This is a genomic window from Paracoccus alcaliphilus (genome assembly GCF_028553725.1).
In the GTDB taxonomy this organism is placed as follows: Bacteria; Pseudomonadota; Alphaproteobacteria; order Rhodobacterales; family Rhodobacteraceae; genus Paracoccus; species Paracoccus alcaliphilus.
On sequence record NZ_CP067124.1, the window covers coordinates 1,279,421 to 1,302,069 of the forward strand.

The window sequence follows — 22,649 nt, forward strand, 5'->3', positions numbered from 1 at the left end:
GTCACCCTGTGCTTGCGGGTTCGGGGGCGGGACCGGCCAGAACGAAGCCCTGACCGGGCGGCGGCGTGTCGGTGCCCATGACCGTGACGGTCAGGCGGCCGCGTTCGGGATGCGCCTCGTCGCCTGCGAATTGCGCGATCTCGGTCGGGCCCAGTTCGATCACCTGCGCGACCTGCGCCGTGCCCGCATGGTGCAGGGGACGGAAGGTGGCGGCCTTGACCGCGCCGACGCCCCGGGCGCGGGCCGCCGCCGCCAGCAGGTCGGGCAGGCGGATGCTGTCGCCAAAACCCCGGCGCGAGGGGTGGAAGAAGCCGGGCCGGGCGGCGCTGCCCGGCGCCAGCGCATCGCGCAGATTGCGGCGGATCGCGGCGGCCCCGGCGCTGCCGCGCGGACAGACGATCAGATGCAGGTCCAGCGCGACATAATCCGGCGCGCCCAGCACATGCTCTCGCCCCGCCATGCGCAGCACATCGAGGCGGGCATGGACCGCCGCCGCCGTCGCCCCGTCCAGCCGGTCACCCTCGTCCGGGGCGCACAGGACCATGATCGTGTTGAACACCCCGCCCAGAGGCTTGGCGGCGGCGCGGGCGATGCCGGGCACATCCTCGGCGGCGCGGGCATAGTCGTCGGCGGTGACGCAGCGCGCGCGGGCGGGGTTGCGGATCGATTCCGGGATGAGATCGCGGGCCACAGCGGTCGAGACCCGCGCCCGTCCCCCCGTCGCGGGCAGCAGGTTGGTTGCGGCAACCGGCGCCAGCGCCGCGAAATCCGCCGCCGCCCCGGCATCGTGGCCACCCGGCGCGCGCGCGCCCGTCAGGGCGAAGGCGCCAAGGTTGCCCGCCTCGGCATCGCCTTGCCGCCAGTCCAGCCGGATGCGCTGATGCGCGGGCTGGTTGGCCAGCGCCCGCGCCCCGGTTCCCGGCGGCAGCGGCACCGCCCGGCCACGGTTGCCATCGCCGAAGGTCAGCCAGACCGAGCCGTCCTCTTCGGTGTCGGTGGTGAAGTGACGGTCGAACCCGGCCGAGTTCATCAGCGTCGGCTGCCATTGCCATTCCTCGGCCCCGATATGCAGCCGGACCGAGGGGCGGCCATCCGCATCCGTCAGCACCTGCGCCTGCGGCGTGCGCAGCGCGCGGATCATGGGCTGGCCGGTCACAAGATCGGTGGCTGTGACCAGATCCTGACGGCTGGCGCCCAGACCCATGGCCGCGCCTTCCTCGTTGGCGGCGCTGACGGGGGTGCCGTGGATCGCCTCGACAAGGTTCGCGGTAATCAGCAACGGTGCGCCATCGGGATCGGACCAGGGCCGGAAGGGGGCGGGCAGGGGCGCGGCCAGCTCCAGCCGCGTCAGTTCCTGCGACAGCATATGGGCCGGGTCCGAGGGGTCGGCCACCCATCCCGGCTGGCTGATTTCCGACAGGGCCGCGATCCGGGTCACATGGGCCGTGCGCCCCTGCACCAGCGCGATGCGCCGACCTGGCAGCAGATGCGCGCCCCAGCCCCACAGCAGCAGATCGCGCGTGCCTGCGGGCAGGATCGCGTCGGGTGCGCCGGGCCATGCCGCCAGCCGCAACTGCCCCCGGTCGCCGTCGCGCTGCAAGCCCGCATTCCACGCGGCGTCCAGCATGGCGGGGGCGGTGCTGGTGAAGGTGGCGGTGATCCGGCCCATGCCCTCTTCGCGCACGAATCGGGTGCCTGCGGGCAGGAAACCGGCGCGGCCCGGTGGCAGGTCCACCGCGACGATGGCAAGGGCCGATCCGCCCTCGTCCAGCGACAGGCCAAGCGCCGCGGCATGGCGGGCCAGCGACAGCCTTTCGCGGGCGGTGTCGATAAAGGCCTCTTGCGCGACGCGGTCCTGATGCAACGACAACATCTCGGCATGATGGGCCAGCAACTCGATCAGCATGGCCTCGGTCGAGGCGGGGTTGCCGCCTGCCCAGTTCGGATCGGTGGCGGCGGCCCAGTTCTGCATCACGGCAAGGAAACCGGCGAAGTCCTTGGTGGCAAGGTCGATGGCGGGTTGCGGCCCGGCGGGCGGCGGCGGCGGGTCGGGTTCGCGGCAATCGCCCGCCGGACAGGCGACGAAAAAGTCGAAACCGGCCTCGGCAAAGAACGGGTCCAGCGGGTCGTCGCCCCCCGACAGCAGCCGCACGCGGGTCTGGCCGCGCGGACCCTGTGCGGCAAAGCGCAGGGTGATCTCGGCATCATCGTCCGATATGGGCATCACATCGGTTTCCAGCGGCAAGCCATCGGGCGCGGTGACGGCGATATCGTCGGGCAGGATGCCGGATGCGGGTATCGCCAGCCGCACCGTCAGCGCCACGACAAAGCCCGGCGGCGGCGGCTCCGTGAATCCCAGCGCGACGATGCCCTGCCAGCCCGGGCCGATCTCGGCATCGCCCCATTGCAGCCCGAATGCGCCCGGATCGGTCATAGCACCACCTCCAGCCGGTGCGGGCTGCGGTCGGCATGCAGCGCATAGTCGATGGCGACGAGGATTGTCCCCTCGCCGCCTTCTTCGACCGTCAGATCCTCCAGCGTGACCTCGCCCGCGAAGACCGCATCGAGGCTTTCGCGGATGCGGTATTCGATGGCCGACAGCGCCAGAGGAGAGATGTTCTGGAGCACCTGCGCATCCAGCCCGGCGCCGAAACGCGGGCGCATCACACGCTCGGCCGGGCGGGTGAACAGCACGGCCATGATGCGGTCGCGGATATGGATATGGGGGTCCGGGGTTTCGGCCAGCCCCTCGCGGCGCAGCCTTGTGCCGGCGCGGACCAGCGACGGGCCAAGGGCGAAGGGATCGGCGATATGTCGGGGCATCTGCGTCTCCTTTCAGGTCACGGGCGCGGGGGACATGGGCGGCGGAAAGGTCACGATGGCCGACATGGCCTGCGCCTGCAGCGCCGCCGCGATCTGATCCGCACGCGAGGATTGCGCCGCGTCGAGGTCGGCCAGCGCCGCCGTGATCGCTGCCCCTGCGGCTGCGGTGGCGACCGGCGGTGCCGCCACGCCGGGGCCGAAGGACTGCCCGGCGACATAGGCCATGAAGGACAGCGCGATCCCCTGACCGGCCCCCGCCGCCGATCCGGCCTGAAGGACCGGGATCAGCTGCCCCTGCAACTGGCTTTTACGCGCCGATGCAGTGGAACAGGGAATGCCCGCCGCCATCGCCATGCCGAACCAGTCGGCAATCGCCCCCGCCAGCGCATCCGCCGAGGCCGGGGCGTCGTCCTTGAATTCGCCGTCCTCGTCGCGGGGCAACCATTGCGACTGAAGCGATTGCGAAAGCGTGGCAGAGACCAGCGGCATGACCTATTCCGTTGTTGAAACCTTGCTGAGATGGCTGGAACTCATCGGCTGGGCGGGCGGACCCGAGGGGCCGACGCCGGTGGGATGGGTGTGGCTGTTGAAGAACTCCATGAACGTGTCGCCAAGGATCACCGATTCCGAAGCATTGCCGCCCAGTCTGATCTTGTCGGCGGTGATCGTGACTTCGCCCTGACCCGAGATGCGGATCTCTGCCCCCGAGGCTTCGGCGATGACGATCAGCCCGCCATCGTCGTCAAGGCTGATGACATGGCCCGCCTTGCTGCGCAGGATCACAAGGCCGGGCGCGGCAGGGCCGTCGGGGCCTTCGGGCGCTTCGGTGCCGGTGGCAGTGCCCAGATCGTCCTGCCCGCCGGTGCTGTCGGGCGCGCCCCAGAAGGTTCCGGCCCAGATCGGGCGCATCGGATCACCGGCCTCGAACTCGATCCAGACGGTGTCGCCGATCTCGGGCAGGGCGAAAAACCCGCGGTTATGGCCGCCGCCCCAGGGCAGGCAGGGCAGCGCCCAGCCGCAATCTTCGTCCTCGCCAAAGACTTCGGGGACGCGGGCGCGGATGCGGCAGATCTGTCTGGGGTCGTCGCGATCGGTGACGATGCCCGCATATTTGCCATAAAAGGCGGGGCGGTCCGCCTCGCCCAGCAGCGCGGCCAGCGCGCGCAGCAGATCGGGGCTCAGCCCCTCTGCCGCCAGCATCCGTCCGAAATCCACCCGTGATGTGCTGGTCATGCCGGGGGCTCCTCTTCCGCCGATTGGCCGAAACTTTCGCCGCCGCGCCGGCCCATCGCGTTCGACAGGGCCGAGAACCGCTGAACCAATGTGCCGCCGGTCATCTCGGTCGTGACCTCGCGGATGTAGTAGGTGCCGCTCAGCCGGTCGCCGACGCCCTTGATCAGCGCGGTGCGATGTGCCCGCAGCAACCCGCGATAGCGCGCCGGGTCCAGTTGCCCGCGCGCCTCGATGGCCAGATGATCCTCGGCCCCGCGCCCGCCTGCATGGGCGCCCATCGCCGCATCGCGGGGCAATGCGCCACGCTGGAACCGCACCGAGCCGGTGGCGCCCGCGCGCATCAGCCCCTGCGCGGCCTCGGCGGTAAAGAGATCCTGCCCCAGCACCTCGTCCTGCGTATCGCCGCCCGCGCGGACCATGCGCTTGGACACCGCGTCGATGCCGTGGGCCAGCCGCTTTTCAGGGCGGTCGAGGCTGGCGGCAAAGTCGATCCAGTCCAGATTGGCATTTTCGCGCAATATGGTCAGATCGGCCTGCGGTTCTGCGCCCAGTTCGCGCGGGTGGAAATGGCAGACAGGCTCGCCCGACGCGGGATCGGGTTCCAGATAGGTGACGAAACCGTTCCGCGCCGCCAGATGACGCAGAAAGGACCAGTCGTCGGCGCGCTGGATCAGCAGCATGTCATCGGCGGCCAGTTTCGCATCGGTGTCCTGCGCCTCGACCGTCAGGCCATAGCGCCCGGCGATTTCGCGCGCGGCATCGGAATCACCGGCATCGGGATAGCTGGCGACGCGCTCTTGCGCCGCCATCAGCAGGGTGGCGTCCCGGGCCAGAACCTCCAGCCATGAATTCGCCTCGGGTTCCTCGAAATGTGGGCGCAGATGCGAGAGATAGCCGGAAAACACCACCTGATCCGCCCCGCCCGGCGCGGCCAGTGTCAGGCGGATTTCCGCGCCCGGCTCGAACGGGCTGTCATCGAGGATGTCATAGGTTCCGTCCGCCCCCTGCCGCAGCCCGATACGCAGCGCAAGGCGGGCGGGCTGATTGTCGGCCTCGGTCAGTTCCAGCGTGGCAAGACGGCCCAGCAGCGCCCCCGAAAGCCGGGTTCCGTCGATGTCGATGGAAAAGCGCGGCGTGGCCATGACACCCTCACTTGTCCGGCGGGATCTGCACCGGCGCGCCGGGCATCACCGCATCGAAGGGGTCCAACGCCTGCGCCGCATCGGCGATGCGCCACAGCCTGGCCGGGTCGCGATAGTAGCGCGCGGCCAGCGTATCCAGCCGGTCGGTATCTGTGGCCCGGGTGGCAAAGACCGCCGCGCGGGCAGGGCGCGGGGTCAGGCCGATCAGTTCGACCGGCGAGCCATCGACCCGCACCCACGGCACGCGCTGGGACGTCGCGTAACGGCTTTTCTTGTCGATGCCCATCGGTCCTCCTATTGCGGCAGGTTGATGTTGGTGCCCTGATCGGCGGTCGTATCCAGATAGAGCCGCGCCATCTTGCGGCGGTTCGCGGCGGTGAAATTCAGCGAGGATTGCACACGGGTATTGTCGCGGGCCTCGGCCTCTCCCAGCACCTCCAACCCGACCTCGATTTCGGCGCGGACAGGATAGAGCTTGCCGTTGAAAAATGTTTCCGAAATTGCCATGCCGGTGATCTTGACCGGCACCACGCGCCGTTCGCCCCAGATGAACAGCACGATCGGGCGGCGGCCGCGTGCGCGCACCGGTTCGGTTCCGTCCGAGGGGGCCTCGGCCTCGCTTTCGACGGGATAGAGCAACTCCTCCAGCGCCGAGATTTCCGGCATGACGCCGAATTCCACCGGCAGCGAGGAATTCGCCTCGACCCGGTCGGCCAGATCGAAACGCAGCATGACCGACAGGCTTTCCTTCAGTGTGCCGGACGAGGAATCCGCGCCCTGTTCGCCGCTGCTGCCGCCCGATCCCTGTGCGCCGGGTTCGGCCCCGCCTTCGCCGCCCTGCGCCTGTTCCAGCTGCAATTGCCGGGTCAGCGATTCCGGGTTGAAACGGAAGGGGATGAAGCTGGACATGGTGGCGGTGTCGTCGGGGTTATAGACGGCGAATGCGCCCTGGGTGAAGTTGATCGCGTCGCTCATCGGGCGGCCTCCCATCCGGCGCGGATCGCGGTTTCCAGCCGCGCGGCCAGCAGAGCCTCGGCGCCGGGCGCCAGCAAGTCGCGGGCCGGGCCCAGATCCAGCCGCAGATCGCCCAGGGCTTCGTTGCCCGCAGGCAGTCCGGCCAGTCGCCGCGCGGCGCGGGCAAGGGCCTGTTCGATCACCGCGCGCAGCCGGGTGGCATCCTCGGGGTTGGCGCCTTCCATGGCGATCTCATCAATGTCGATGACCAGATCCGCGGCGGTGTTCATTGCGCCTCCTCCAGCCAGCGGGCCAGCGGGCCAAGGTCTTCGGCCCCGCGCGGCAGCCCGGATTTTTCCAGTTCCCGCAGCACGGCGCGGGCAAGATGGCGCGGCCCCAGCCGGGCGCGTTCCGCCGCCGCCAGATGCGCCGCCGCGACGGCGGCATTGCGGATATTGCCGCCGGCAAAGCGGAACCGTTCGGCCAGCATGCCCACATCCAGCCCGTCCTCGCACCAGTCGGGCAGGGGCAGGTTGCGCTGCCACAGCAACTCGCGTTCAGCCCGTTGCGGCATCGGAAAATCGACGATGAACTGCATCCGCCGGGTAAAGGCGGGGTCCAGATTGGCCCGCAGATTCGTTGCCAACACGACGATGCCGCCGAAGGTTTCCAGCCTTTGCAGCAGGAAACCCACCTCGATATTGGCATAGCGGTCATGCGCATCCTTGACCTCGGACCGTTTGCCGAAGATCGCGTCGGCCTCGTCAAAGAACAGGATGCCGTGACCTGCCTCGGCATCGTCGAAGATGCGTGACAGGTTCTTTTCGGTCTCGCCGATATATTTCGACACCACCTGCGACAGGTCGGTGCGATAAAGGTTCAGCCCCAGCGCATTGGCCAGACAGCGCGCGGCAAAGGTCTTGCCTCCGCCTGGCGGGCCGGAAAACAACAGGGTCAGCCCCTGCGATTCACCGGCATCCAGAGGCACGCCCATCTCGGTCCAGACCCGCGTGCGGGCAGAGCGCCATGCGATCGCGTCGGCCAGCTGGCTGCGGATTTCCCGGCCCGCGACCAGATCGTCCAGCGTCACGTCCGAACGGACATTGGTCACGAACGGCCCCATGCGGCGGGCCCCTGCGGCGCGTATGGCGGCGGTAAAGCGTTCCGGGCCCGGCTGGCCGTCCGGGGCATCGCCCGCAAGGCTGCCAAGGATTTCGGCCTCTTGCCGGGCGGCGATCAGCTCGGCAAGCGTCAGCTGAAAGCGCGGGGCAAGCGCGTCGGCGGTGGCCGCGTCGATCCCGGCGGCGTCCCATGCGGCGCGGGCCTGAGAGGGCGTGAAGACAGGCGCATCGATGGCGCGCAGCTGCCCGGCGTCGAAACGGTCGGGGGCCAGCAGGATCAGCGCGCCCGGCCCCTGTCGCGCGGGGATGCGGGGCGGGGCCTCCAGCGCGAACAGATCAAGGGCAAGGGGCGGACCGTCATCCTCGGGCACGGGCAGGGCTTCTGCTGGGCGCAGCGCGACCAGATCGAAGCCGCGCGCGGGGGTCAGCGCGGCAAGGTCCATCGCCAGTTGCAGCGCCATCCGGCGCGAAGGGCTGCGCAGCCAGATGATCCCGTCGGCGGCCAGAATGTCGGCCGCCGCACGGGCGGGCTGGGCCATGACCGGGCGATGCGTGGCGGCGATGAGGTCGCCCTGCGCGCGGGGCTGGTGGCGGAAAGTGCGGGCCAGCCCCTCGGGCGTCAGCCGCAGCCCCCATTGCGCGGCGGGCAGGCAGGTGCCCGGCGGCGCGGCCAGTCCGATATGGCGGTTGTCGCCGGGTGCCGTCAGCGCCGCTGCCAGCGCCCGGTCATGCTCCACCCCCAGCCCCGCCGCCGCGATCCGCGCAAAGACCGCAGGCGTCGGCAGATGCAGCCCGGCATTATCGGCAAGGATCGAGAAGGCGGCGGCGGCCTCGGGGAAGCGTTCGGCGGCCAGCGCGGCGGCCTCGATCCAGCCGGTCAGCGGCAGCGGCCATTCAGCGGCCAGAGCGGCCAGAGGTTGCCAGTCAGCGGCGGGCCAGCTTTGGGCCTCATTGTCCTGAAGGTGATGGGCGACGGCCAGCAGCGCGGCCTCTCGCATCCATTCGGCGGGTCTGCCCCCGCCGGCGTGGGCGTTCATCACGGTCATGGCGCCACCTCGACCGGCACGGCGGGGGTAAAGCGGTTCGGCCCCATGCGCAGCGCCGCCAGCATCGGAATGGCGCGCAGCCCCGCCCCGTCCAGCGCCGCCCGCGCCACCACCACCTGAGCGGCGGTCACGGCAGTCGGCGCCAGTTCGATCACCTCCAGCGGCGACAGGATGCCGCGCGCGGGCCACAGAAAGACCTGCGCGGCCCCGGCCAGATCGCTGCCGGTCAGGACCAGATCCGCGCCGGGGGCCAGCGGCGTCAGCGGCGCGTCCAGCGCGGGTCTGCCGGTGGTGATGGTCAGGGAATGACGCTCGGACCCGCCCTCGGGCGCGATCAGCACGATATCCAGCGCGCCGGGATCGGCGCCGGGCGGGCAGGTGGCGAAGATATGGCCCGATGCGTCGGGACGGGCGATCTGATCCGGGCCAAGCGGCGGGTCGGCAATCGCAAGGCTGCTGGTGCCGATGCGCAATTCGGTCGCATTCGCGGCCTCGGCGGTTTCGATCCGCAAGCGGCGGCCAGCGCCAAGCGGATTGGGCAAGGCGCCAAGGATCGCCGGCCGGGTGATCGGGCGCGGCCCGACCAGCCGGACACCGCCCGGGGCGACGATGTCGGGCGCGGGCAGGGGTGGGTTCAGCCGTTCCAGCTGCACCGGCCCCAACTCGACCAGCGCCCATGGTCGAAGGCGCATTTGCAGCGGCGTGAAAATCTTCTCCATCAGATCCGCCGCGACCGGAACCAGCGTGACCGTCATCCGCCCCTGACCCGGCACAGGGTCGATATTGGCCGAGGCGGGGATCGGCATCTCGATGACCGGATCGGTCTCGATCACCTGCAGCGCCTGCCCCAGCCGGTTGAGCGCCTGCACCGGCTCCCCCGCGGGCGAGGTGCCATAGGCGGTGACGACGAAAAAGGCAGACAGCGACAGCGGCGGGGCGCGGCGCTGGCCGTCCTCGCCAATGAACCAGTCGTCGTTGCGATGCGTGGGCTGCGGCGTGACCCATAATTGCGAGACGCGGATCGCCTCGCCCTGCGCATTGGCGTTCTCGATCGGCGGGCCTGCGGCGATATCGCCCAAAAGCGGCGCGATCCCGGCCTTGAGATGGGCGGCAAGGGCGCGGCCCGCATCGTGAAGATTGGTGAAACGCGCCATCTCAGCCTCCGACCGGGCGAGGGATGGAATGGCCACGCCCCGCGCGCCGGGTGGCCGGGGCAAGCAACGATTTGCGCGGCGTGCCGGGGGTCTGGCGGGCCTCGCGCGTGACGATGGTCAGCGCCCCGATGCGGATGCGGACCTGCGGTTTGGCGGCGGGTGGCGTGGCAGGCAGCGGCGCGTCGGACGGGCGGGCCGGACGCAGGCTGGCGGGTGCCGCGCGTGGCGGTGTGGGCGCTGGGGGTTGTGGTTGCTGTGGTGCGGGTTTGGCGGCTTTCGTCGGGGTTGCGGGCTGGTGGCGGGCCGCTGGTTGCAGGGTTGCAGGCAGCGGTTCCGCGCGACGGGAAAGCGGTTCCGGCGCGGGCGTTGCGGGCTGGGGCTGCGCCGGTTCCGGTGTCGCGGGCGGGTGCAGTTTCAGCCGCTGCGCGGTGGCGGCAAGGCGTTCGGGATCGGCGGGCAGGGGCGGCGCCTTTGGTGTGGGCGCAGCGGTTCGCGGTCTGACAGGCGCGGCGGCGCGAAAGCCGGTCAGCACCACGCGCGAGGTGATCGGCGCGGGCGGCTTTGCGGGTTGGCGCGTCTGCGTGGGCTGTGCCGGGGGCGGGCGGTTTGGCCCGAAGGGGCGGGCGGCTGGGGCAGGGGTTTCCTTACCGCCGCGCCATCTTTGGCATGCGCTGGGCGGGGTGGTTGCGGCTGGGTGGTGGCGATCTCTGGTGCCGATTTGCGGGCTGGCGGCGGGTTCGCCTTTTTCGCCGTTGCGGGGGACGCGGCGGGTTTGGGCGGCGGCGCGGGCGTCGTGTCGCGCCGTGTCGTGGGCGCGGCTGATCCGGTGTGATGCTGGCGCGGCGCTGGTGGCGCTGCTGCCGCCCGTTCGGGCGGGGCCAGGGTTACTGGCGCTGGCGTTGGCGTTGGCGTTGGCGTCGGCATAGGCTCGGCCGCGGGGCGCAGGCGAGGGGCGGGCGCCGCGCCTGCGACGGGTCCGATCAGCGATGTCAGCCGGGGCGCGCGCATCACGAGACCTCTGCCAGCGTCTGCGCGGCAAGGATGCGGCGCAGATAGTCCTGTCGGCGCGGGCTGGGCAGGCCGAGGATCTCGGCCTCGGACCAGTGATAGCTGCTGGCGATCAGATGAACCTCGTCCAGCAGCCTTGCCGCGCGGCTGCGCAACTCGGTATCAAGGAAATCCGCCACATCCAGCGGCAGCACCAGTGCCGCGCCGCAATCGGTGCAGGATGTGCCGATCTCCAGCCCCAGCCCGGCAACGGCGCTTTCCAGCGCGGCGATGGCGGTGTCGCGGTCGGGGCCGGTCAGCCGGGCCTCGGCCTGCGCCGGGCCCATCCCGGTGGCCTGAGACAGCAGCGCGATCAGCGCGGGCTCGCCTTGCAAGCCGCGTTCCTCCAGCGCGATCAGATCGGTCAGCCGCAACGGCCCAAGCGGCGTGCCGTCCAGCGGCAGCGCGGCCGAGGGCTCGCGCGGCAGATCATCCAGCGAAAAGGCCAGCGCATTGCCCGTGCCGCAACTGTCGCAATCGGTCTCGGATTCGATCTGCGGCCCGATCAGCGCCCGGCGCAGCGACAACAGCGCGTCCTCCCATTCCGCCAGCGTCAGCGCCGCCAGCGCCGCGATCCCGCGCCCGCCGACCGAGGCGGCAAGCGCCGCCAGCCGGGTATGGGGGCCGCCCGCGGGATCGTGAAAGGCGATCTCATCCTGTCCGGTCAAAACACGCACTGGATACTCCTCTCCCGGCAGGCGCTCAGGTTTCGGCAGGCTCGGTCACCGCCTCGTCGAGTACGAAATTCTCGTACTCGATCTTCAGCGACTGGATCGCGACGGCATTGGCATTCGCGTCCATCTCGGGCAGGGCCTGAAATTCGCTGGCCCATGCCCGGAACAGGTTGAAGGCCATGACCGGTGTGCCCTGCATGTTCAGCACCTCGACCCGGACGGCCTTGCGGTAATTGACAAGGCTGTTTGCGGCCTCGCCCTGCGGGTCGTTCACCTGATTGGCCCATTCCAGAAACTGCCGGTCATGGGTCAGGCCGGATTCGAAGGTCACCGGCTCGAACTTGGTGCGTCCGGGCATCTTGCGCACGATCCCCGCATCGGCAGCCGCGCGCCATTCGATCGCCTCGGTCGCCTTCTTGATCGCGGACATCTTGGACAGGGCGGCGACGACCCGCCCGTCCCATGTCACGCGGAAACGGAAGTTCTTGTAGGGGTCGATACGATGGGCATTCACGTTGAACATCGGCATGACGCCACCTCCTTTTCAATCGCCCGCGCCTAGCGCCGGGTCATCTGGCTGAGGGTTACGATGACGAATTCCGCCGGTCGCAGCGGGGCGAAACCGACCTGAACATTGACGATCCCAGCCGCCTGATCGTCGGGCGTGGTGGTGTCGCTGTCGCATTTGACGAAATAAGCATCGCGGCTGGTCGCGCCGGCAAAGGCGCCGTTGCGGAACTGGGCTTCCATGAAGGCGCCGATGGTGGCGCGCAGCGCGGCCCACAGCCGCTCGTCATTGCCCTCGAACACGGCCCACTGGATGCCGTGAAAGATCGACTTGCGCAGAAACATCGCGGTGCGGCGGACGTTGATATAGCGCCATTCGGTGGTCGGACGTCCGGTGCGCCCGCCCCAGACCACGCGGCCCGCGCCCGGCACCGTGCGCAGCGCGTTCAGCCCGTGCGGGTTCATGCGGTCCTGATCGCGGTCCAGCACCTGGAAATCCAGACCCACCGTGCCCGCCAGCGTGGCCTCCAGCCCCGCCGCGACCTTCCAGACCCCGCGCCGCCCGTCGGTGCGCCCGTAAAGCCCGGCGATATGACCCGCCGCCGGGATCGCACGCACCGGGTCGCGGCCCAGCCCCGCCGGATCCGGCACCACGATGCGCGGCCAGTAAAGCGCGCGGAAATCCGATCCGGTGATGCCATTGCGCGCCTGATCCACCGCATTGCCGACAGGGTCCTCGGCCGCGGTCGAGCGCGGGGCATCGGCGACAAGGAACATGTCGCGCTGCGGCCGGGCCTCGACATAGGCCAGAACGGCGTTGATGAAACCCGCATGCTGGGCATTGTTGGTCGCGCTGAGCAACCCGTCCGAGGCGCAGACGATCAGCGCCGCGTCGTCGATCCCGTCCAGTGCCGACAGCGCGGCGGCATAGCCGGTGACGGCGAAGGTCGCATTGCCGCCGGTGCCCCCGGCCAGCGGGACGCCCGGAGTGGCCCCTGTCAACTCGCCCTGATTTCGCGGGCGGAACGCCACCGGAGGGTCGATATCCGCCCAGCCCAGAAAGGCCGAACGGGCAAGCTGGTCCAGCATGTATTTCTCATCCGCCGGATCGGGGGACAGGCCCTCGAACCGCTCGGCCTCGGTGAAATTCGCCTCGCCCACGGGCCGGTGGAAAACCACCAGATTGAAACGTCCGGGATCGGCATCGGTGCTGTCGGCGATGGCCACGCGCAGCGCGTTGCCCCATGTCCCGGCACCCCGCGCGCGCAGGCTGGAGGCCGTGGTCGCCCCGCCTTCGCCCAGCAGGATGCCCTCGGCGCCCGCCGCCATGTTGACCGGGCGGATCGCCGGGCCGGACCAGCGGATGTCGGGATCATCGGCCAGCCGGGTGATGACATTGTCCGCGTCGTCATCTTCGGTGGTCAGATTGGTCAGCGTGGGATTGGTGCCGCGATTGGCAAAGCTGGTGCCGTTATTGGTCGAGATCCGCACCGTCAGGTTGAAATGCGCCGCATCGCCATCGGTCGCATTGGCGATGACGATCTGGATCTGCTCGTTCGCGGCGGGGGCGCGGGCCTGCACGATCCGCGCGGTCGTCCCGCCATCATCGGCCACGGTGATCGCGCGTTCGGCATCGACGGGCAGGCTGGCAACGGTCGCCGCCGCATTGCCGACACCTGCGGCAAGGCGCAGCACATAGGCGCGCGGGCCGCCATTCTCGAAAAAGCCCTTGATCGCATAGGGCAGCAGCAGCCGTGCGGTCGCGGCGTCGCCCTCATCGCGGAAATAGCCGCCGAAGACGCGCTGGAACTGGATTTCCGACGAGACGGGCGTGGGGCCGGTCGGGCCGCGCTCGGTCTCGCCGACGAAGACGGTGACGGCGGTGGGCGCGGCCTCGATCGCGCGCGCGCCGCCGGGCGCTTCGCGAACATAGACCCCCGGCGTAAGAGGCGTAGTCATGGTGCATGATCCTCGCTGCTTGTCGGCAGCGGTCCGGGGACATGATAAGCCTGAGCAGAGACTGCATCTCTGCCTGTCCGCGCCGTTCCCGACTCAGAGAAATTCGATTGTCCGATCCTGGCTGTGCGACCACGGGGGCCGGGCGCCTGCAAACGCATCGTTCCGGCCAGCGCCTGTCCGGAAGCGTGACGCCCGATCTTCCGGCTTTCCGGAAGGGTCAAAAGCCTTTTGGTCCTGCCACTTTCAGGGCCAGAGCCCCTGAATTCCGAAGGGCCGCATGAACCCCTCGTTTAATCCAACAGGGTCATCCCAAAGTCTGATTCTGTCAAGTCAGAAGGTGGTTGAAACGAACATATGGCCAATTCGGGCAAGGCGAAAATTTTTTGCAATCGCGGGGGGTTGCGCAGGGCGAAACCGTAACTTCCGGCATTCCATGCCCGACCTCGCCCGTCCGGACATGGAAACGAAAAACGCCGCCCCGAGGGGCGGCGTTCATGGGAAATCCGGTGGGGGCGATCAGAAGCCCAGACCGGCATATTTCGATTTGAACCGCGACACGCGACCGCCGGTATCCATCAGCTTGGCCGAACCGCCGGTCCATGCCGGGTGCGAGGTGGGGTCGATGTCCAGCGTCATGGTGGCGCCTTCCGCGCCCCAGGTCGAGCGGGTCTGATAGGTCGTCCCGTCGGTCATCTTGACTTCGATCAGGTGATAATCGGGATGGATGTCTTTTTTCATCTCGTGACCTTTCAGGCTTTCGCGTCCGACAGGGGACGGTAGTTGGTCTTTTCGGCGATCCGGGCCGATTTGCCGCGACGCTCGCGCAGGTAATACAGTTTGGCGCGGCGGACCTTGCCGCGACGCACGACCTCGATCGAATCGACATTGGTCGCATAGAGCGGGAACACACGTTCCACGCCTTCGCCAAAGCTGATCTTGCGGACGGTAAAGCTGGCGCCGATGCCGCTGCCGCCCTTGCGCGAGATGCAGACGCCTTCATACATCTGCACACGGGTACGGGTGCCCTCGGTCACTTTATAGCCGACGCGGATGGTGTCGCCGGCCTTGAAATCCGGGATGGTCTTGCCAAGCTCGGAAATCTGCTCGGCTTCAAGCTGTGCGATCAGGTTCATCGCTGTGATCCTTCCTATGCTCGCGGTGGTCCCGCGATTGGTCTGATGCGCCCGAGAGCTGTCGGTCCTTTGCCGGGTCCATATGAGTCGCCTCATATGCCCGCCACAGGTCGGGGCGGCGTTCCTTGGTCAGCCTTTCGGCCTCACTGGCCCTCCAACGATGAATGGCCGCGTGATTGCCGGACAGCAGAACCTCCGGTATCTCGCGGCCTTCCCATTGGGCGGGCTTCGTGAACTGGGGGGCCTCAAGCAGACCCCGGTTGCCGATGGAAAAGGATTCCTCGGCCAGCGAATCCTGATTCCCCAGCACGCGCGGTATAAGCCGGACCGTCGCGTCGATCAAGACCTGAGCCGCGATCTCTCCGCCGGTCAGGACATAATCGCCGATACTGACCTCTTCGACATGGTGGGCGTCCAGAACGCGCTGGTCCACGCCCTCGAACCGGCCGCAGATCAGGGTGACGCCGGGGCCGTCCGCCAGCGCGCGGGCACGGGCCTGCGTCAGCGGGCGGCCACGCGGCGACATATAGATGACGGGCAGGCTGTCCCCCGCATCGCGCAGCGCCGCGTCCATCACATCGGCGCGGATCACCATGCCCGCGCCGCCGCCCGCGGGCGTGTCGTCCACGTTGCGATGACGGCCGATGCCGAAATCGCGCAGCGGGATGGTGCGCAGGTTCCACAATCCTTGCGCCAGTGCCCGGCCGGTCAGTGACAGGCCGAGGATGCCGGGAAACGCCTCGGGGAACAGGGTGACGACATTCGCCGTCCATGCGCCCCTGACCTGCGGTTCGCCCATCAGTTCACGCGGGCGCAGGCTGGCCGAGATGGTCAGCCTGCCGTGGGATTTGGGCGTATCGCTCATTCGTCGCTGGCCGGAGGGTCGGCGACGATGCGGCGCGCGCCGAGGTCAACGGTCGGGACCACGGCGCGGGTGAAGGGCAGCAGCAGGATATCCTTGCCGCCGACGACTTCCAGAATATCGCCCGCGCCGTGATCGAAAATCGCCCGCACGCGGCCCAGCACCTGCCCGCCGGGATCGACAACCTCCAGCCCGATCAGATCGGCATGATAGAATTCATCGTCCGGCAGCGAGGGCAGGGCCTCGCGCGGGGCCCACAGCGTGGTGCCGCGCAGCGCCTCGGCATCCTCGCGGGTGGCCACGCCCGACAGGCGCGCGCCAAGGCCGCCGGTGACCGGGCGGGTCAGCCGGATGGTAAAGCTGCGCTTGCCGTCCTCGGTCCAAAGCGGGCCATAGCCGGAGATGTCCGCAGGCTCGGCGCAAAAGCTTTTCAGCCGCACCTCGCCCCGGACGCCAAAGGCTCCGGCGATCGCGCCGACGCAGATGCGGTCTTGTGCCATCGGACCCTCGCGGACCAAAGGCGGGGTTGCCCCCGCCCGCAGGATCACTCGGCGGCTTCTTCTGCCGGAGCGGCAGCCTTGGCGGCCCTTTCTTCGGCGCGCTTCTTGGCCTTGTCGCCGGGCTCACCCTTTTTCAGGTTCTTGCGTTCGGCCTTGTCCTTGGCGCCTGCGGCTTCCAGGAAACGTGCCACGCGGTCGGTCGGCTGCGCGCCCTGGGCCAGCCAGTATTTCACACGCTCGACATCCATCTTGATGCGGTCTTCGCTGTCCTTGGGCAGCAGCGGGTTATAGGTGCCCAGCTTTTCCAGAAAACGGCCATCGCGCGGCATGCGCGAATCGGTCGCGACGATGGCGTAATGCGGGCGTTTCTTGCTGCCGCCACGGGCGAGACGGATTTTCATAGCCATTTGTATTTCTCCTTTGAAATGGCGGTGTCGGGATGCGTCAGGACGCATCCTCCGATTGATAGATCTCGTGATGTCGGATCACTTCCGAGATCACGAAGTTCAGGAATTTGCGCGCGAATTCCGGGTCCAGATCAGCCTCGCGCGCGAGGTGTTCCAGCCGCTCGATCTGCCGCGCCTCGCGCGAGGGATCGGATGGCGGAAGGTCGTGTTCGGCCTTGAGACGGCCGACGGCCTGAGTGTGCTTGAACCTTTCGGCCAGCGTATAGACAAGGATCGCATCCAGCCGGTCGATGCTGTTGCGATGCTCTTTCAGCAGGTCTGCGGCGAGGGTGGCGGTATCGTCCATCGGCGATCACTTCTTGCCGCCGAACATGCCGGACAATCCGCCCGGCAGCCCGGCCTTGCCCAGTTGCCCGCCCAGACCCTTGGGGTCTTGCAGCATCTTCGTGGCCTCGGCCATTTTCGTCGGGTCCATGTTCTCCAGATCGGGCAGTCCGCCGCCCTTGCCGGTCATGGCGCGCATGGCCTGTTTCAGCATGCCGCCCTTGCCCATCTTGCCCAGCTTCTTCATCGTGTCGGCCATCTGTTTCTGCATCTTCAGCAGGCGGTTCAGTTCGGCCACGTCCATGCCCGCGCCGCTCGCGATGCGCTTCTTGCGGCTGGCTTGCAGGATCGCGGGATTGGCGCGTTCCTTTTTCGTCATCGAATTGATCAGCGCGATCTGGCGGCGCACGGCGCTGTCGTCCATGCCTGCGGCTTCGGCCTGTTTGGCCATCTTCTGCATGCCGGGCATCATGCCCATGATCGACTGCATGCCGCCCATCTTCTGCATCTGTTCCAGCTGGCCCTTGAGGTCGTTCATGTTGAACAGACCCTTCTGGAAACGCTTCATCATGCGCTCGGCCTGTTCGACCTCCAGCACTTCCTGCGCCTTTTCGACCAGGGCGACGATATCGCCCATGCCGAGGATCCGGCCCGCCACGCGCTGCGCGTCAAAGCCCTCCAGCGCGTCCATCTTCTCGCCCAGACCGACGAAGCGGATCGGCTTGCCGGTGACCGCGCGCATCGACAACGCAGCGCCGCCGCGCCCGTCGCCGTCCATCCGGGTCAGCACGACGCCGGAAATCCCGACCTTGCCGTCGAATTCGGTCGCCACGTTCACCGCGTCCTGACCGGTCAGGCCATCGACGACCAGCAACGTCTCGCGCGGGTTGGCGATGTCGCGGACCGCCTGCACCTCGTCCATCAGCACCTGATCGATATGCAGACGCCCGGCGGTATCCAGCATATAGACGTCATAGCCGCCAAGGCTGGCCTGCTGTTTCGCCCGCTGCGCGATCTGCACCGCCGTCTGGCCGGGCAGGATCGGCAGGGTATCGACGCCGATCTGCTGGCCGAGGATTGCCAGCTGCTCCATCGCGGCCGGGCGCTGGGTGTCGAGGCTGGCCATCAGCACGCGTTTCCTCTCGCGGTCCTTCAGGCGCTTCGCCAGTTTCGCGGTGGTGGTGGTCTTGCCCGAGCCCTGCAAGCCCACCATCAGGATCGGCGCGGGCGGGTTGTCGATGCGCAGGGCTTCGGGTTCATCCTCGCCCTGCAACACCTTGATCAGTTCGTCATGGACGATCTTGACGACCTGCTGGCCCGGGGTAATGGATTTCGTGACCGCCGCGCCGGTGGCCTTGGAGGTGACGGACTTGACGAAACTGCGCGCGACGGGCAGCGAAACGTCGGCCTCCAGCAGTGCCACGCGGACTTCGCGCATGGCGGCGGTGACGTCATCCTCGGACAATGCGCCCTGTTTGGTCAGCCGGTCGAAGACGCCGCCCAAACGGTCGGAAAGGTTCTCGAACATGGCCGGGCCTCCTTAACGGGTCCAAAACAGGTTGGCCCCCGTGGGCGCAACGCGCTGACGGGGGGCGATCCCCGCGACGGACGGGGACCGGAAGGCTCTCCTTCCGGGAATCTGGGGGCTGATACGAAAAAACGGCCCCCGAGTCAACGAAGGCCGTGCGATAAACGCGCCATGTCTTACCGTCGCATTGCAGGACAAAGGGCAGCGCCCGGCCGAGGTGGGGGCAAAGCCCCCGCCTGGGGGCGGGCAGGGGCTGCCCGGCGTGCCGCCGGGCGGGGCATCGCAGGCCGGGGTCCCGCTCAGGCGGCGATCCGCTCCATTGCCTCTTGGGCGCGGGCCATTCCGGCATCGCGGTCCATTGCCAGCCGGTCGGCGGCGACGAATTCGACATCGGTGATGCCCAGAAAGCCCAGAATGAACCGGAGATAGCCCGAGGCGTGATCCAGATCCGAACCGAAAGGCGTGCCCGCCGCGCTGTAGGCGATGATGGCGCGCTTGCCCTTCAGCAGGCCCTCGGGGCCGGCCTCGGTATAGCGGAAGCTCTGACCCGCGCGGGCGATCTGGTCCAGCCAGTTCTTCAACTGCGCGGTCAGGGTGAAGTTATAGACCGGAGAGCCGATGACCAGAACATCCGCATCCTTGACCTCTTGCAGATAGGCGTCCGAGATGTCGATCAGCTTTTGCTGTTCGGCCGTGGGGTTTTCGGGGGCCAGACGCACGGCATGGAACCACTCGGTGTCGATGGCGGGCACGCCCTTGTTCAGGTCGCGATAGGTGACGGTCGCGGACGCGTCGGCGGCTTGCAGCCGGGCCACGATTTCGGCCGTCAGCTTGCGCGAGACCGAGGCTTCGCCGGTGATGGCGCTGTCGATGTGCAGGATATGCATGATTTCAATCCGATGATGGGTGCTGTTTTCTGTCAGAACCGATTTAGGGCTTTGCAAAGTCGAACGGAATGACAATAAATGCGCATATTCTGTGCAGGGGCGCACATGAAGGTTGAAAGCTGGGACGATATCCGTACGGCACTGGCGGTGGCGCGCAGCGGGACGGTCAGCGGCGCGGCGCAGATGCTGGGCGTCCATCATGCCACCGTCATCCGCCGCATCGACGCGCTGGAAGAGCAGTTGCAGGCGCGGCTGTTTCAGCGCCACCCGCGCGGCTATGCGCTGACCGAGGCCGGGCAGGCGCTGCTGAAGGCCGCCGAGCAGGCGGATGAGCGTTTTTCTCAGATGTCGGCGCAGATCGCGGGGGCGGGCGACCGGATCGAGGGCGACCTGATCATCACCTCGCTGCCGGAACTGGCCGATCTGCTGATGCCGCGGCTGATTTCGCTGATACAGCAGCATCCGGGACTGCGACTGCGCTATCTGACCGATCCGCGGCTGTTCCGGCTGGACGCGGGCGAGGCGCATCTGGCCATTCGCGCCGGGGCGCAGCCGACCGAGCCTGATTACGTCGTGCTGCCATTGGCCAGTACCAGCCATCACCTCTATGCCTCGGCCGGTTATCTTGACGCGCATGGGCCGGTGGATGATCCGTCCGGGCACCGTTTCGTGCTGCCGGGTTCCGAGGGGCGGGGCGCGCCCTATTTCAAGTGGATCCACGACCGCGTCAGCCCGGAAAACATCGTGATGGTCAGCAATGACGTCGCCGCGCGCGAGGCGGTCATCCGCGCCGGGCTGGCGATGGGCTGGCTGCCTGCGGGATCCGCCGCCGGGCTGATCCGGGCGATGGCGATGCCGGAATGGGATTCCGATCTGTGGCTGGTCACCCATGTCGATCTGCACCGCACGCCCAAGGTTCAGGCGGCGCTGTCCGCGCTGCGGGATGCCGGGCGGGGCTAGTTCATCTGGCTGGTGCGGAACAGCAGCCATTCCTCGATCACGCGGCCATCGGGCAGATGGCAATAGCCGACCTGACCGCCGGATTCGTTCTGAATGCTCAGCCTGCCGCCCTGCCTGACGCAATTGGCCGAGGCCGGGTTGGGCATCGACGCCGCCCGCTCTTCATCCGTCGGCATGATCGTCGATTTCACCGATTGCACCGTCCCGCATCCGGCGATCGCCAGAACCGGCAGCAGCAGCGCGATGTTGCGCATGGCCCGTATCTGCATGAACTGTCCTTCCCTTGTGGTCCTTGGCGCGATTGTGGACGGCAGGTCCGCCGGAAGGCAAGGGCCGCTTCCCTTCGCCGCATGGCTCGGCCACAGTACCGCGCAAGGAGGATGCCATGACCCAGACATATCCGATCAGCCGGTTTCCGGTTCCCGATCTGGCCGACCTGCCCGAGGATATCCGGCAGGCCATCGAAAAGGTTGCCGAGAAATCCGGCTTTGTCCCCAATGTCTTTCTGGCGCTGGCCCACAGACCGGCCGAGTTCCGCGCCTTCTTTGCCTATCACGACGCGCTGATGGACAAGGACGAGGGGCTGACCAAGGCCGAACGCGAACTGATCGTGGTCGCCACCAGCGGGCTGAACCAGTGCCAGTACTGCGTCGTGGCGCATGGCGCGATCCTGCGCATCCGGGCGAAGAACCCGCTGATCGCCGATCAGGTGGCGGTCAACTGGCGCAAGGCGGATCTGGATGCCCGGCAGCGCGCCATGCTGACCTATGCCGAGAAGGTGACGCTGAATGCCCAGCAGATCGGTGATGCCGATCATGCCGCGCTGGAAAGGGCCGGTTTCACCGCGGACGAGATCTGGGATATCGGCGCGATCGCCGCTTTTTTCGGCATGTCGAACCGGCTGGTCAATGCAGGCGACATCCGCCCCAATGACGAATTCTACATGCTTGGACGGCAATGACGGCAGGCGCCACCGAGGCCCCTGCCGCCCGGCGCGAGGCCCTGCGCGGCCATCTGGCCATGCTGCTGTTTTCGGCGCTGGTGGCGGGATCGTTCTCGCTGGGGGTGCGGGTGGCGAACCTGATCGCGCCCGAGGCCATCACGGCGGCGCGTTTCGTCATCGCCGCCGGGGTGATCGGTGGGCTGGTCGCAGTCGGCGGCGCGGGGCTGAACCGGCAGGCGTTTCGCGCGCCCTGGCGTTATCTGCTGCTGGGCGGGCTGTTCGCGGCCTATTTCGTGCTGATGTTCGAGGGGCTGAAGACCGCGCCCGCCGTCTCGGCCAGCGCCGTCTTTACCCTGACGCCGCTGATGTCGGCGCTGTTCGGCTGGATGCTGCTGCGCCAGCGGGTGACGTGGCGCATCGCGGTGGCGCTGATCCTTGGCGGGCTGGGCGCGCTGTGGGTGATCTTTGGTGGCGATCTGGCTGCGATGTCGCGGCTGCAACTGGGGCGCGGAGAGGCGATCTATCTGCTGGGTTGCGTGGCGCATGCGCTTTATACGCCGATGGTGCGCAGGGTGAACCGGGGCGAGACCGCGCTGGTTCTCAGTTTCGGGACCATGCTGGCAGGCAGTCTGGTGATGCTGGTCTGGAGCTGGCCGCAGCTGACCGCGACCGACTGGCTGCATCTGCCGGCGATCGTCTGGATCGCGATGCTCTATCTGGCGGTCTTCGCCAGCGCGGCGACGGCGGTGCTGGTGCAATATGCGGTGCTGCGGCTGCCGGCGTCGAAGGTGATGGCCTATACCTATCTGACCCCGGCCTGGGTCATCGCGCTGGAGGCTTTTCTGGGGCAGGGGATGCCCGGGCTGATCCTGCTGCCGGGCGTGATCGCGACGCTGGTCGCGCTGTCGCTGCTGTTGCAGGGCGACGAAAGGAGGGCACCGCCCCGCGACGGGGGCGATGCCGGAAAGGGTGTCAGCTGGGGCGGCCGGTGATGCGCGCCCACCAGCCTTTCGGGGCGCTGTCGCGGACCGGATGGCCGGTCAGGGCGATGCCCCCGGCGTCGATCATCACCCGGCCATCGCGAAAGCGGCGGGTCACCGGACCCTGCGCCTGCTGATAGCGGCCGATAGAGATGGCGGCATGGCCCAGATCGGGCGCGGCGACCGGGGCCAGATCGAAGATCGCGCCGGTGGCATGGGCGGGGATCAGCGGCACAAGGCCGGTCAGATGGTTCGGGGTCATTGCAGCACTCCTTTTTCGGTATCGGCAAAGGCGCCGTCATATCGGGGGTCGGATGTCCGGGCGCCCCGCGCGGTCGGGACGGCGGGTCTGCCGCGGAGGATCCGCAAGGCCACGGCGATGCGGTGGCTGATGCGGCCAAGGATGGCGTGGCTGATTCCTGTCATCGTCATGTCTGCTCCTTTCCCCATGCGGGCCGGGCTGGC

29 protein-coding genes are annotated in these 22,649 nt (G+C 68.2%); 4 read left to right on the plus strand and 25 right to left on the minus strand.

Going from position 1 to position 22,649, the window contains the following annotated elements; all coding sequences use genetic code 11:
• Position 1: 1 nt before the first annotated feature.
• The 11 genes from JHW40_RS06495 to JHW40_RS06545 are packed head-to-tail and all read right to left on the minus strand — an operon-like array spanning position 2 to position 10,008.
• The gene (locus JHW40_RS06495; RefSeq protein WP_090610655.1) at positions 2 to 2,434 is read right to left on the minus strand and encodes a baseplate J/gp47 family protein; all 2,433 of its coding nucleotides are present in this window, start codon (positions 2,432 to 2,434) and stop codon (positions 2 to 4) included.
• A complete protein-coding gene (locus JHW40_RS06500; protein ID WP_090610656.1) occupies positions 2,431 to 2,823 on the minus strand; it encodes a GPW/gp25 family protein in 393 nt (130 codons plus the stop codon). Before JHW40_RS06500 ends, JHW40_RS06495 begins: the two co-directional genes overlap by 4 nt.
• A 12-nt stretch (positions 2,824 to 2,835) precedes the next feature.
• Positions 2,836 to 3,312, minus strand: coding sequence for a hypothetical protein (locus tag JHW40_RS06505; protein ID WP_090610657.1), 477 nt, complete (start codon positions 3,310 to 3,312; stop codon positions 2,836 to 2,838).
• A gap of 3 nt (positions 3,313 to 3,315) precedes the next feature.
• Entirely contained in the window at positions 3,316 to 4,056 is a 741-nt protein-coding gene (locus JHW40_RS06510) for a phage baseplate assembly protein V (protein WP_090610658.1), read from the minus strand.
• Entirely contained in the window at positions 4,053 to 5,198 is a 1,146-nt protein-coding gene (locus JHW40_RS06515; protein WP_090610659.1) for a phage late control D family protein, read from the minus strand. The genes JHW40_RS06510 and JHW40_RS06515 overlap by 4 nt, the downstream gene beginning before the upstream one ends.
• A 7-nt stretch (positions 5,199 to 5,205) precedes the next feature.
• Positions 5,206 to 5,484 carry a hypothetical protein gene (locus tag JHW40_RS06520; protein WP_090610660.1) on the minus strand — a complete coding sequence of 93 codons (279 nt, stop codon included), beginning with the start codon at positions 5,482 to 5,484 and terminating at the stop codon, positions 5,206 to 5,208.
• A gap of 8 nt (positions 5,485 to 5,492) precedes the next feature.
• The gene (locus JHW40_RS06525; RefSeq protein ID WP_090610661.1) at positions 5,493 to 6,173 is read right to left on the minus strand and encodes a CIS tube protein; all 681 of its coding nucleotides are present in this window, start codon (positions 6,171 to 6,173) and stop codon (positions 5,493 to 5,495) included.
• Positions 6,170 to 6,442: a hypothetical protein gene (locus tag JHW40_RS06530; protein WP_090610662.1), complete on the minus strand. Its 273-nt coding sequence runs from the start codon at positions 6,440 to 6,442 to the stop codon at positions 6,170 to 6,172. The genes JHW40_RS06525 and JHW40_RS06530 overlap by 4 nt, the downstream gene beginning before the upstream one ends.
• The gene (locus JHW40_RS06535; protein WP_090610663.1) at positions 6,439 to 8,319 is read right to left on the minus strand and encodes an AAA family ATPase; all 1,881 of its coding nucleotides are present in this window, start codon (positions 8,317 to 8,319) and stop codon (positions 6,439 to 6,441) included. Before JHW40_RS06535 ends, JHW40_RS06530 begins: the two co-directional genes overlap by 4 nt.
• Positions 8,316 to 9,473, minus strand: a complete 1,158-nt coding sequence (locus JHW40_RS06540; protein ID WP_090610664.1) for a Pvc16 family protein — start codon at positions 9,471 to 9,473, stop codon at positions 8,316 to 8,318. The genes JHW40_RS06535 and JHW40_RS06540 overlap by 4 nt, the downstream gene beginning before the upstream one ends.
• A gap of 1 nt (position 9,474) precedes the next feature.
• Entirely contained in the window at positions 9,475 to 10,008 is a 534-nt protein-coding gene (locus JHW40_RS06545) for a hypothetical protein (protein ID WP_272849080.1), read from the minus strand.
• A gap of 162 nt (positions 10,009 to 10,170) precedes the next feature.
• Here JHW40_RS06545 and JHW40_RS06550 point away from each other — a divergent pair, with 162 nt between their 5' ends.
• Positions 10,171 to 10,305, plus strand: coding sequence for a hypothetical protein (locus tag JHW40_RS06550; RefSeq protein WP_272849081.1), 135 nt, complete (start codon positions 10,171 to 10,173; stop codon positions 10,303 to 10,305).
• Positions 10,306 to 10,480: 175 nt separating this feature from the next.
• Here the strand turns inward: JHW40_RS06550 and JHW40_RS06555 are convergent, their stop codons facing one another.
• The 11 genes from JHW40_RS06555 to JHW40_RS06605 form a co-directional block, all read right to left on the minus strand.
• Positions 10,481 to 11,197 (minus strand): hypothetical protein, encoded by a 717-nt coding sequence (locus JHW40_RS06555; RefSeq protein WP_090610666.1) that lies wholly within the window; start codon positions 11,195 to 11,197, stop codon positions 10,481 to 10,483.
• Between the two features lie 25 nt (positions 11,198 to 11,222).
• Positions 11,223 to 11,723 carry a phage tail protein gene (locus JHW40_RS06560; protein ID WP_090610667.1) on the minus strand — a complete coding sequence of 167 codons (501 nt, stop codon included), beginning with the start codon at positions 11,721 to 11,723 and terminating at the stop codon, positions 11,223 to 11,225.
• Between the two features lie 29 nt (positions 11,724 to 11,752).
• Positions 11,753 to 13,660, minus strand: a complete 1,908-nt coding sequence (locus JHW40_RS06565; protein WP_090610668.1) for a phage tail sheath C-terminal domain-containing protein — start codon at positions 13,658 to 13,660, stop codon at positions 11,753 to 11,755.
• 516 nt (positions 13,661 to 14,176) lie between these two features.
• On the minus strand, positions 14,177 to 14,398 hold the full coding sequence (gene rpmE, locus JHW40_RS06570; RefSeq protein ID WP_090610669.1) for a 50S ribosomal protein L31: 222 nt from the start codon (positions 14,396 to 14,398) through the stop codon (positions 14,177 to 14,179).
• Positions 14,399 to 14,409: 11 nt separating this feature from the next.
• Positions 14,410 to 14,793, minus strand: coding sequence for a 50S ribosomal protein L19 (gene rplS, locus JHW40_RS06575; RefSeq protein WP_090610670.1), 384 nt, complete (start codon positions 14,791 to 14,793; stop codon positions 14,410 to 14,412).
• Positions 14,771 to 15,658 carry a tRNA (guanosine(37)-N1)-methyltransferase TrmD gene (trmD, locus tag JHW40_RS06580; RefSeq protein ID WP_090610671.1) on the minus strand — a complete coding sequence of 296 codons (888 nt, stop codon included), beginning with the start codon at positions 15,656 to 15,658 and terminating at the stop codon, positions 14,771 to 14,773. The genes rplS and trmD overlap by 23 nt, the downstream gene beginning before the upstream one ends.
• Positions 15,655 to 16,155 (minus strand): ribosome maturation factor RimM, encoded by a 501-nt coding sequence (rimM, locus tag JHW40_RS06585; protein WP_090610770.1) that lies wholly within the window; start codon positions 16,153 to 16,155, stop codon positions 15,655 to 15,657. Before rimM ends, trmD begins: the two co-directional genes overlap by 4 nt.
• Positions 16,156 to 16,199: 44 nt before the next feature.
• Positions 16,200 to 16,562, minus strand: a complete 363-nt coding sequence (gene rpsP, locus JHW40_RS06590) for a 30S ribosomal protein S16 (protein WP_090610672.1) — start codon at positions 16,560 to 16,562, stop codon at positions 16,200 to 16,202.
• A 37-nt stretch (positions 16,563 to 16,599) separates the two neighbouring features.
• Entirely contained in the window at positions 16,600 to 16,908 is a 309-nt protein-coding gene (locus JHW40_RS06595; RefSeq protein ID WP_090610673.1) for a chorismate mutase, read from the minus strand.
• A gap of 6 nt (positions 16,909 to 16,914) precedes the next feature.
• Positions 16,915 to 18,414 (minus strand): signal recognition particle protein, encoded by a 1,500-nt coding sequence (ffh, locus tag JHW40_RS06600; RefSeq protein WP_090610674.1) that lies wholly within the window; start codon positions 18,412 to 18,414, stop codon positions 16,915 to 16,917.
• A 299-nt stretch (positions 18,415 to 18,713) separates the two neighbouring features.
• Entirely contained in the window at positions 18,714 to 19,304 is a 591-nt protein-coding gene (locus tag JHW40_RS06605) for an FMN-dependent NADH-azoreductase (RefSeq protein ID WP_090610771.1), read from the minus strand.
• 102 nt (positions 19,305 to 19,406) lie between these two features.
• Between JHW40_RS06605 and JHW40_RS06610 the strand changes: the two genes are divergently transcribed.
• Positions 19,407 to 20,261: a LysR family transcriptional regulator gene (locus tag JHW40_RS06610; RefSeq protein ID WP_090610675.1), complete on the plus strand. Its 855-nt coding sequence runs from the start codon at positions 19,407 to 19,409 to the stop codon at positions 20,259 to 20,261.
• Here the strand turns inward: JHW40_RS06610 and JHW40_RS06615 are convergent.
• Entirely contained in the window at positions 20,258 to 20,530 is a 273-nt protein-coding gene (locus tag JHW40_RS06615) for a putative hemolysin (RefSeq protein WP_211657221.1), read from the minus strand. The genes JHW40_RS06610 and JHW40_RS06615 overlap by 4 nt on opposite strands.
• A 116-nt stretch (positions 20,531 to 20,646) precedes the next feature.
• Here JHW40_RS06615 and JHW40_RS06620 point away from each other — a divergent pair, with 116 nt between their 5' ends.
• Positions 20,647 to 21,222, plus strand: a complete 576-nt coding sequence (locus JHW40_RS06620) for a peroxidase-related enzyme (RefSeq protein WP_090610676.1) — start codon at positions 20,647 to 20,649, stop codon at positions 21,220 to 21,222.
• Positions 21,219 to 22,196 carry a DMT family transporter gene (locus tag JHW40_RS06625; protein ID WP_090610677.1) on the plus strand — a complete coding sequence of 326 codons (978 nt, stop codon included), beginning with the start codon at positions 21,219 to 21,221 and terminating at the stop codon, positions 22,194 to 22,196. Before JHW40_RS06620 ends, JHW40_RS06625 begins: the two co-directional genes overlap by 4 nt.
• On the opposite strand, the gene JHW40_RS06630 is transcribed toward JHW40_RS06625, so the two are convergent.
• On the minus strand, positions 22,177 to 22,446 hold the full coding sequence (locus JHW40_RS06630; RefSeq protein ID WP_090610678.1) for a hypothetical protein: 270 nt from the start codon (positions 22,444 to 22,446) through the stop codon (positions 22,177 to 22,179). The genes JHW40_RS06625 and JHW40_RS06630 overlap by 20 nt on opposite strands.
• The gene (locus JHW40_RS06635; RefSeq protein WP_170851735.1) at positions 22,443 to 22,616 is read right to left on the minus strand and encodes a hypothetical protein; all 174 of its coding nucleotides are present in this window, start codon (positions 22,614 to 22,616) and stop codon (positions 22,443 to 22,445) included. Before JHW40_RS06635 ends, JHW40_RS06630 begins: the two co-directional genes overlap by 4 nt.
• Positions 22,617 to 22,649 lie beyond the last annotated feature (33 nt).

Excerpts from the sequence above, each read along its gene's own strand:
- JHW40_RS06495 (WP_090610655.1), bottom strand. The coding sequence starts at position 2,434 with ATGACCGATCCGGGCGCATTCGGGCTGCAATGGGGCGATGCCGAGATC.
- JHW40_RS06500 (WP_090610656.1), bottom strand. The coding sequence starts at position 2,823 with ATGCCCCGACATATCGCCGATCCCTTCGCCCTTGGCCCGTCGCTGGTC.
- JHW40_RS06505 (WP_090610657.1), bottom strand. The coding sequence starts at position 3,312 with ATGCCGCTGGTCTCTGCCACGCTTTCGCAATCGCTTCAGTCGCAATGG.
- JHW40_RS06510 (WP_090610658.1), bottom strand. The coding sequence starts at position 4,056 with ATGACCAGCACATCACGGGTGGATTTCGGACGGATGCTGGCGGCAGAG.
- JHW40_RS06515 (WP_090610659.1), bottom strand. The coding sequence starts at position 5,198 with ATGGCCACGCCGCGCTTTTCCATCGACATCGACGGAACCCGGCTTTCG.
- JHW40_RS06520 (WP_090610660.1), bottom strand. The coding sequence starts at position 5,484 with ATGGGCATCGACAAGAAAAGCCGTTACGCGACGTCCCAGCGCGTGCCG.
- JHW40_RS06525 (WP_090610661.1), bottom strand. The coding sequence starts at position 6,173 with ATGAGCGACGCGATCAACTTCACCCAGGGCGCATTCGCCGTCTATAAC.
- JHW40_RS06530 (WP_090610662.1), bottom strand. The coding sequence starts at position 6,442 with ATGAACACCGCCGCGGATCTGGTCATCGACATTGATGAGATCGCCATG.
- JHW40_RS06535 (WP_090610663.1), bottom strand. The coding sequence starts at position 8,319 with ATGACCGTGATGAACGCCCACGCCGGCGGGGGCAGACCCGCCGAATGG.
- JHW40_RS06540 (WP_090610664.1), bottom strand. The coding sequence starts at position 9,473 with ATGGCGCGTTTCACCAATCTTCACGATGCGGGCCGCGCCCTTGCCGCC.
- JHW40_RS06560 (WP_090610667.1), bottom strand. The coding sequence starts at position 11,723 with ATGCCGATGTTCAACGTGAATGCCCATCGTATCGACCCCTACAAGAAC.
- JHW40_RS06565 (WP_090610668.1), bottom strand. The coding sequence starts at position 13,660 with ATGACTACGCCTCTTACGCCGGGGGTCTATGTTCGCGAAGCGCCCGGC.
- rpmE (WP_090610669.1), bottom strand. The coding sequence starts at position 14,398 with ATGAAAAAAGACATCCATCCCGATTATCACCTGATCGAAGTCAAGATG.
- rplS (WP_090610670.1), bottom strand. The coding sequence starts at position 14,793 with ATGAACCTGATCGCACAGCTTGAAGCCGAGCAGATTTCCGAGCTTGGC.
- trmD (WP_090610671.1), bottom strand. The coding sequence starts at position 15,658 with ATGAGCGATACGCCCAAATCCCACGGCAGGCTGACCATCTCGGCCAGC.
- rimM (WP_090610770.1), bottom strand. The coding sequence starts at position 16,155 with ATGGCACAAGACCGCATCTGCGTCGGCGCGATCGCCGGAGCCTTTGGC.
- rpsP (WP_090610672.1), bottom strand. The coding sequence starts at position 16,562 with ATGGCTATGAAAATCCGTCTCGCCCGTGGCGGCAGCAAGAAACGCCCG.
- JHW40_RS06595 (WP_090610673.1), bottom strand. The coding sequence starts at position 16,908 with ATGGACGATACCGCCACCCTCGCCGCAGACCTGCTGAAAGAGCATCGC.
- ffh (WP_090610674.1), bottom strand. The coding sequence starts at position 18,414 with ATGTTCGAGAACCTTTCCGACCGTTTGGGCGGCGTCTTCGACCGGCTG.
- JHW40_RS06610 (WP_090610675.1), top strand. The coding sequence starts at position 19,407 with ATGAAGGTTGAAAGCTGGGACGATATCCGTACGGCACTGGCGGTGGCG.
- JHW40_RS06615 (WP_211657221.1), bottom strand. The coding sequence starts at position 20,530 with ATGCAGATACGGGCCATGCGCAACATCGCGCTGCTGCTGCCGGTTCTG.
- JHW40_RS06620 (WP_090610676.1), top strand. The coding sequence starts at position 20,647 with ATGACCCAGACATATCCGATCAGCCGGTTTCCGGTTCCCGATCTGGCC.
- JHW40_RS06625 (WP_090610677.1), top strand. The coding sequence starts at position 21,219 with ATGACGGCAGGCGCCACCGAGGCCCCTGCCGCCCGGCGCGAGGCCCTG.
- JHW40_RS06630 (WP_090610678.1), bottom strand. The coding sequence starts at position 22,446 with ATGACCCCGAACCATCTGACCGGCCTTGTGCCGCTGATCCCCGCCCAT.
- JHW40_RS06635 (WP_170851735.1), bottom strand. The coding sequence starts at position 22,616 with ATGACGATGACAGGAATCAGCCACGCCATCCTTGGCCGCATCAGCCAC.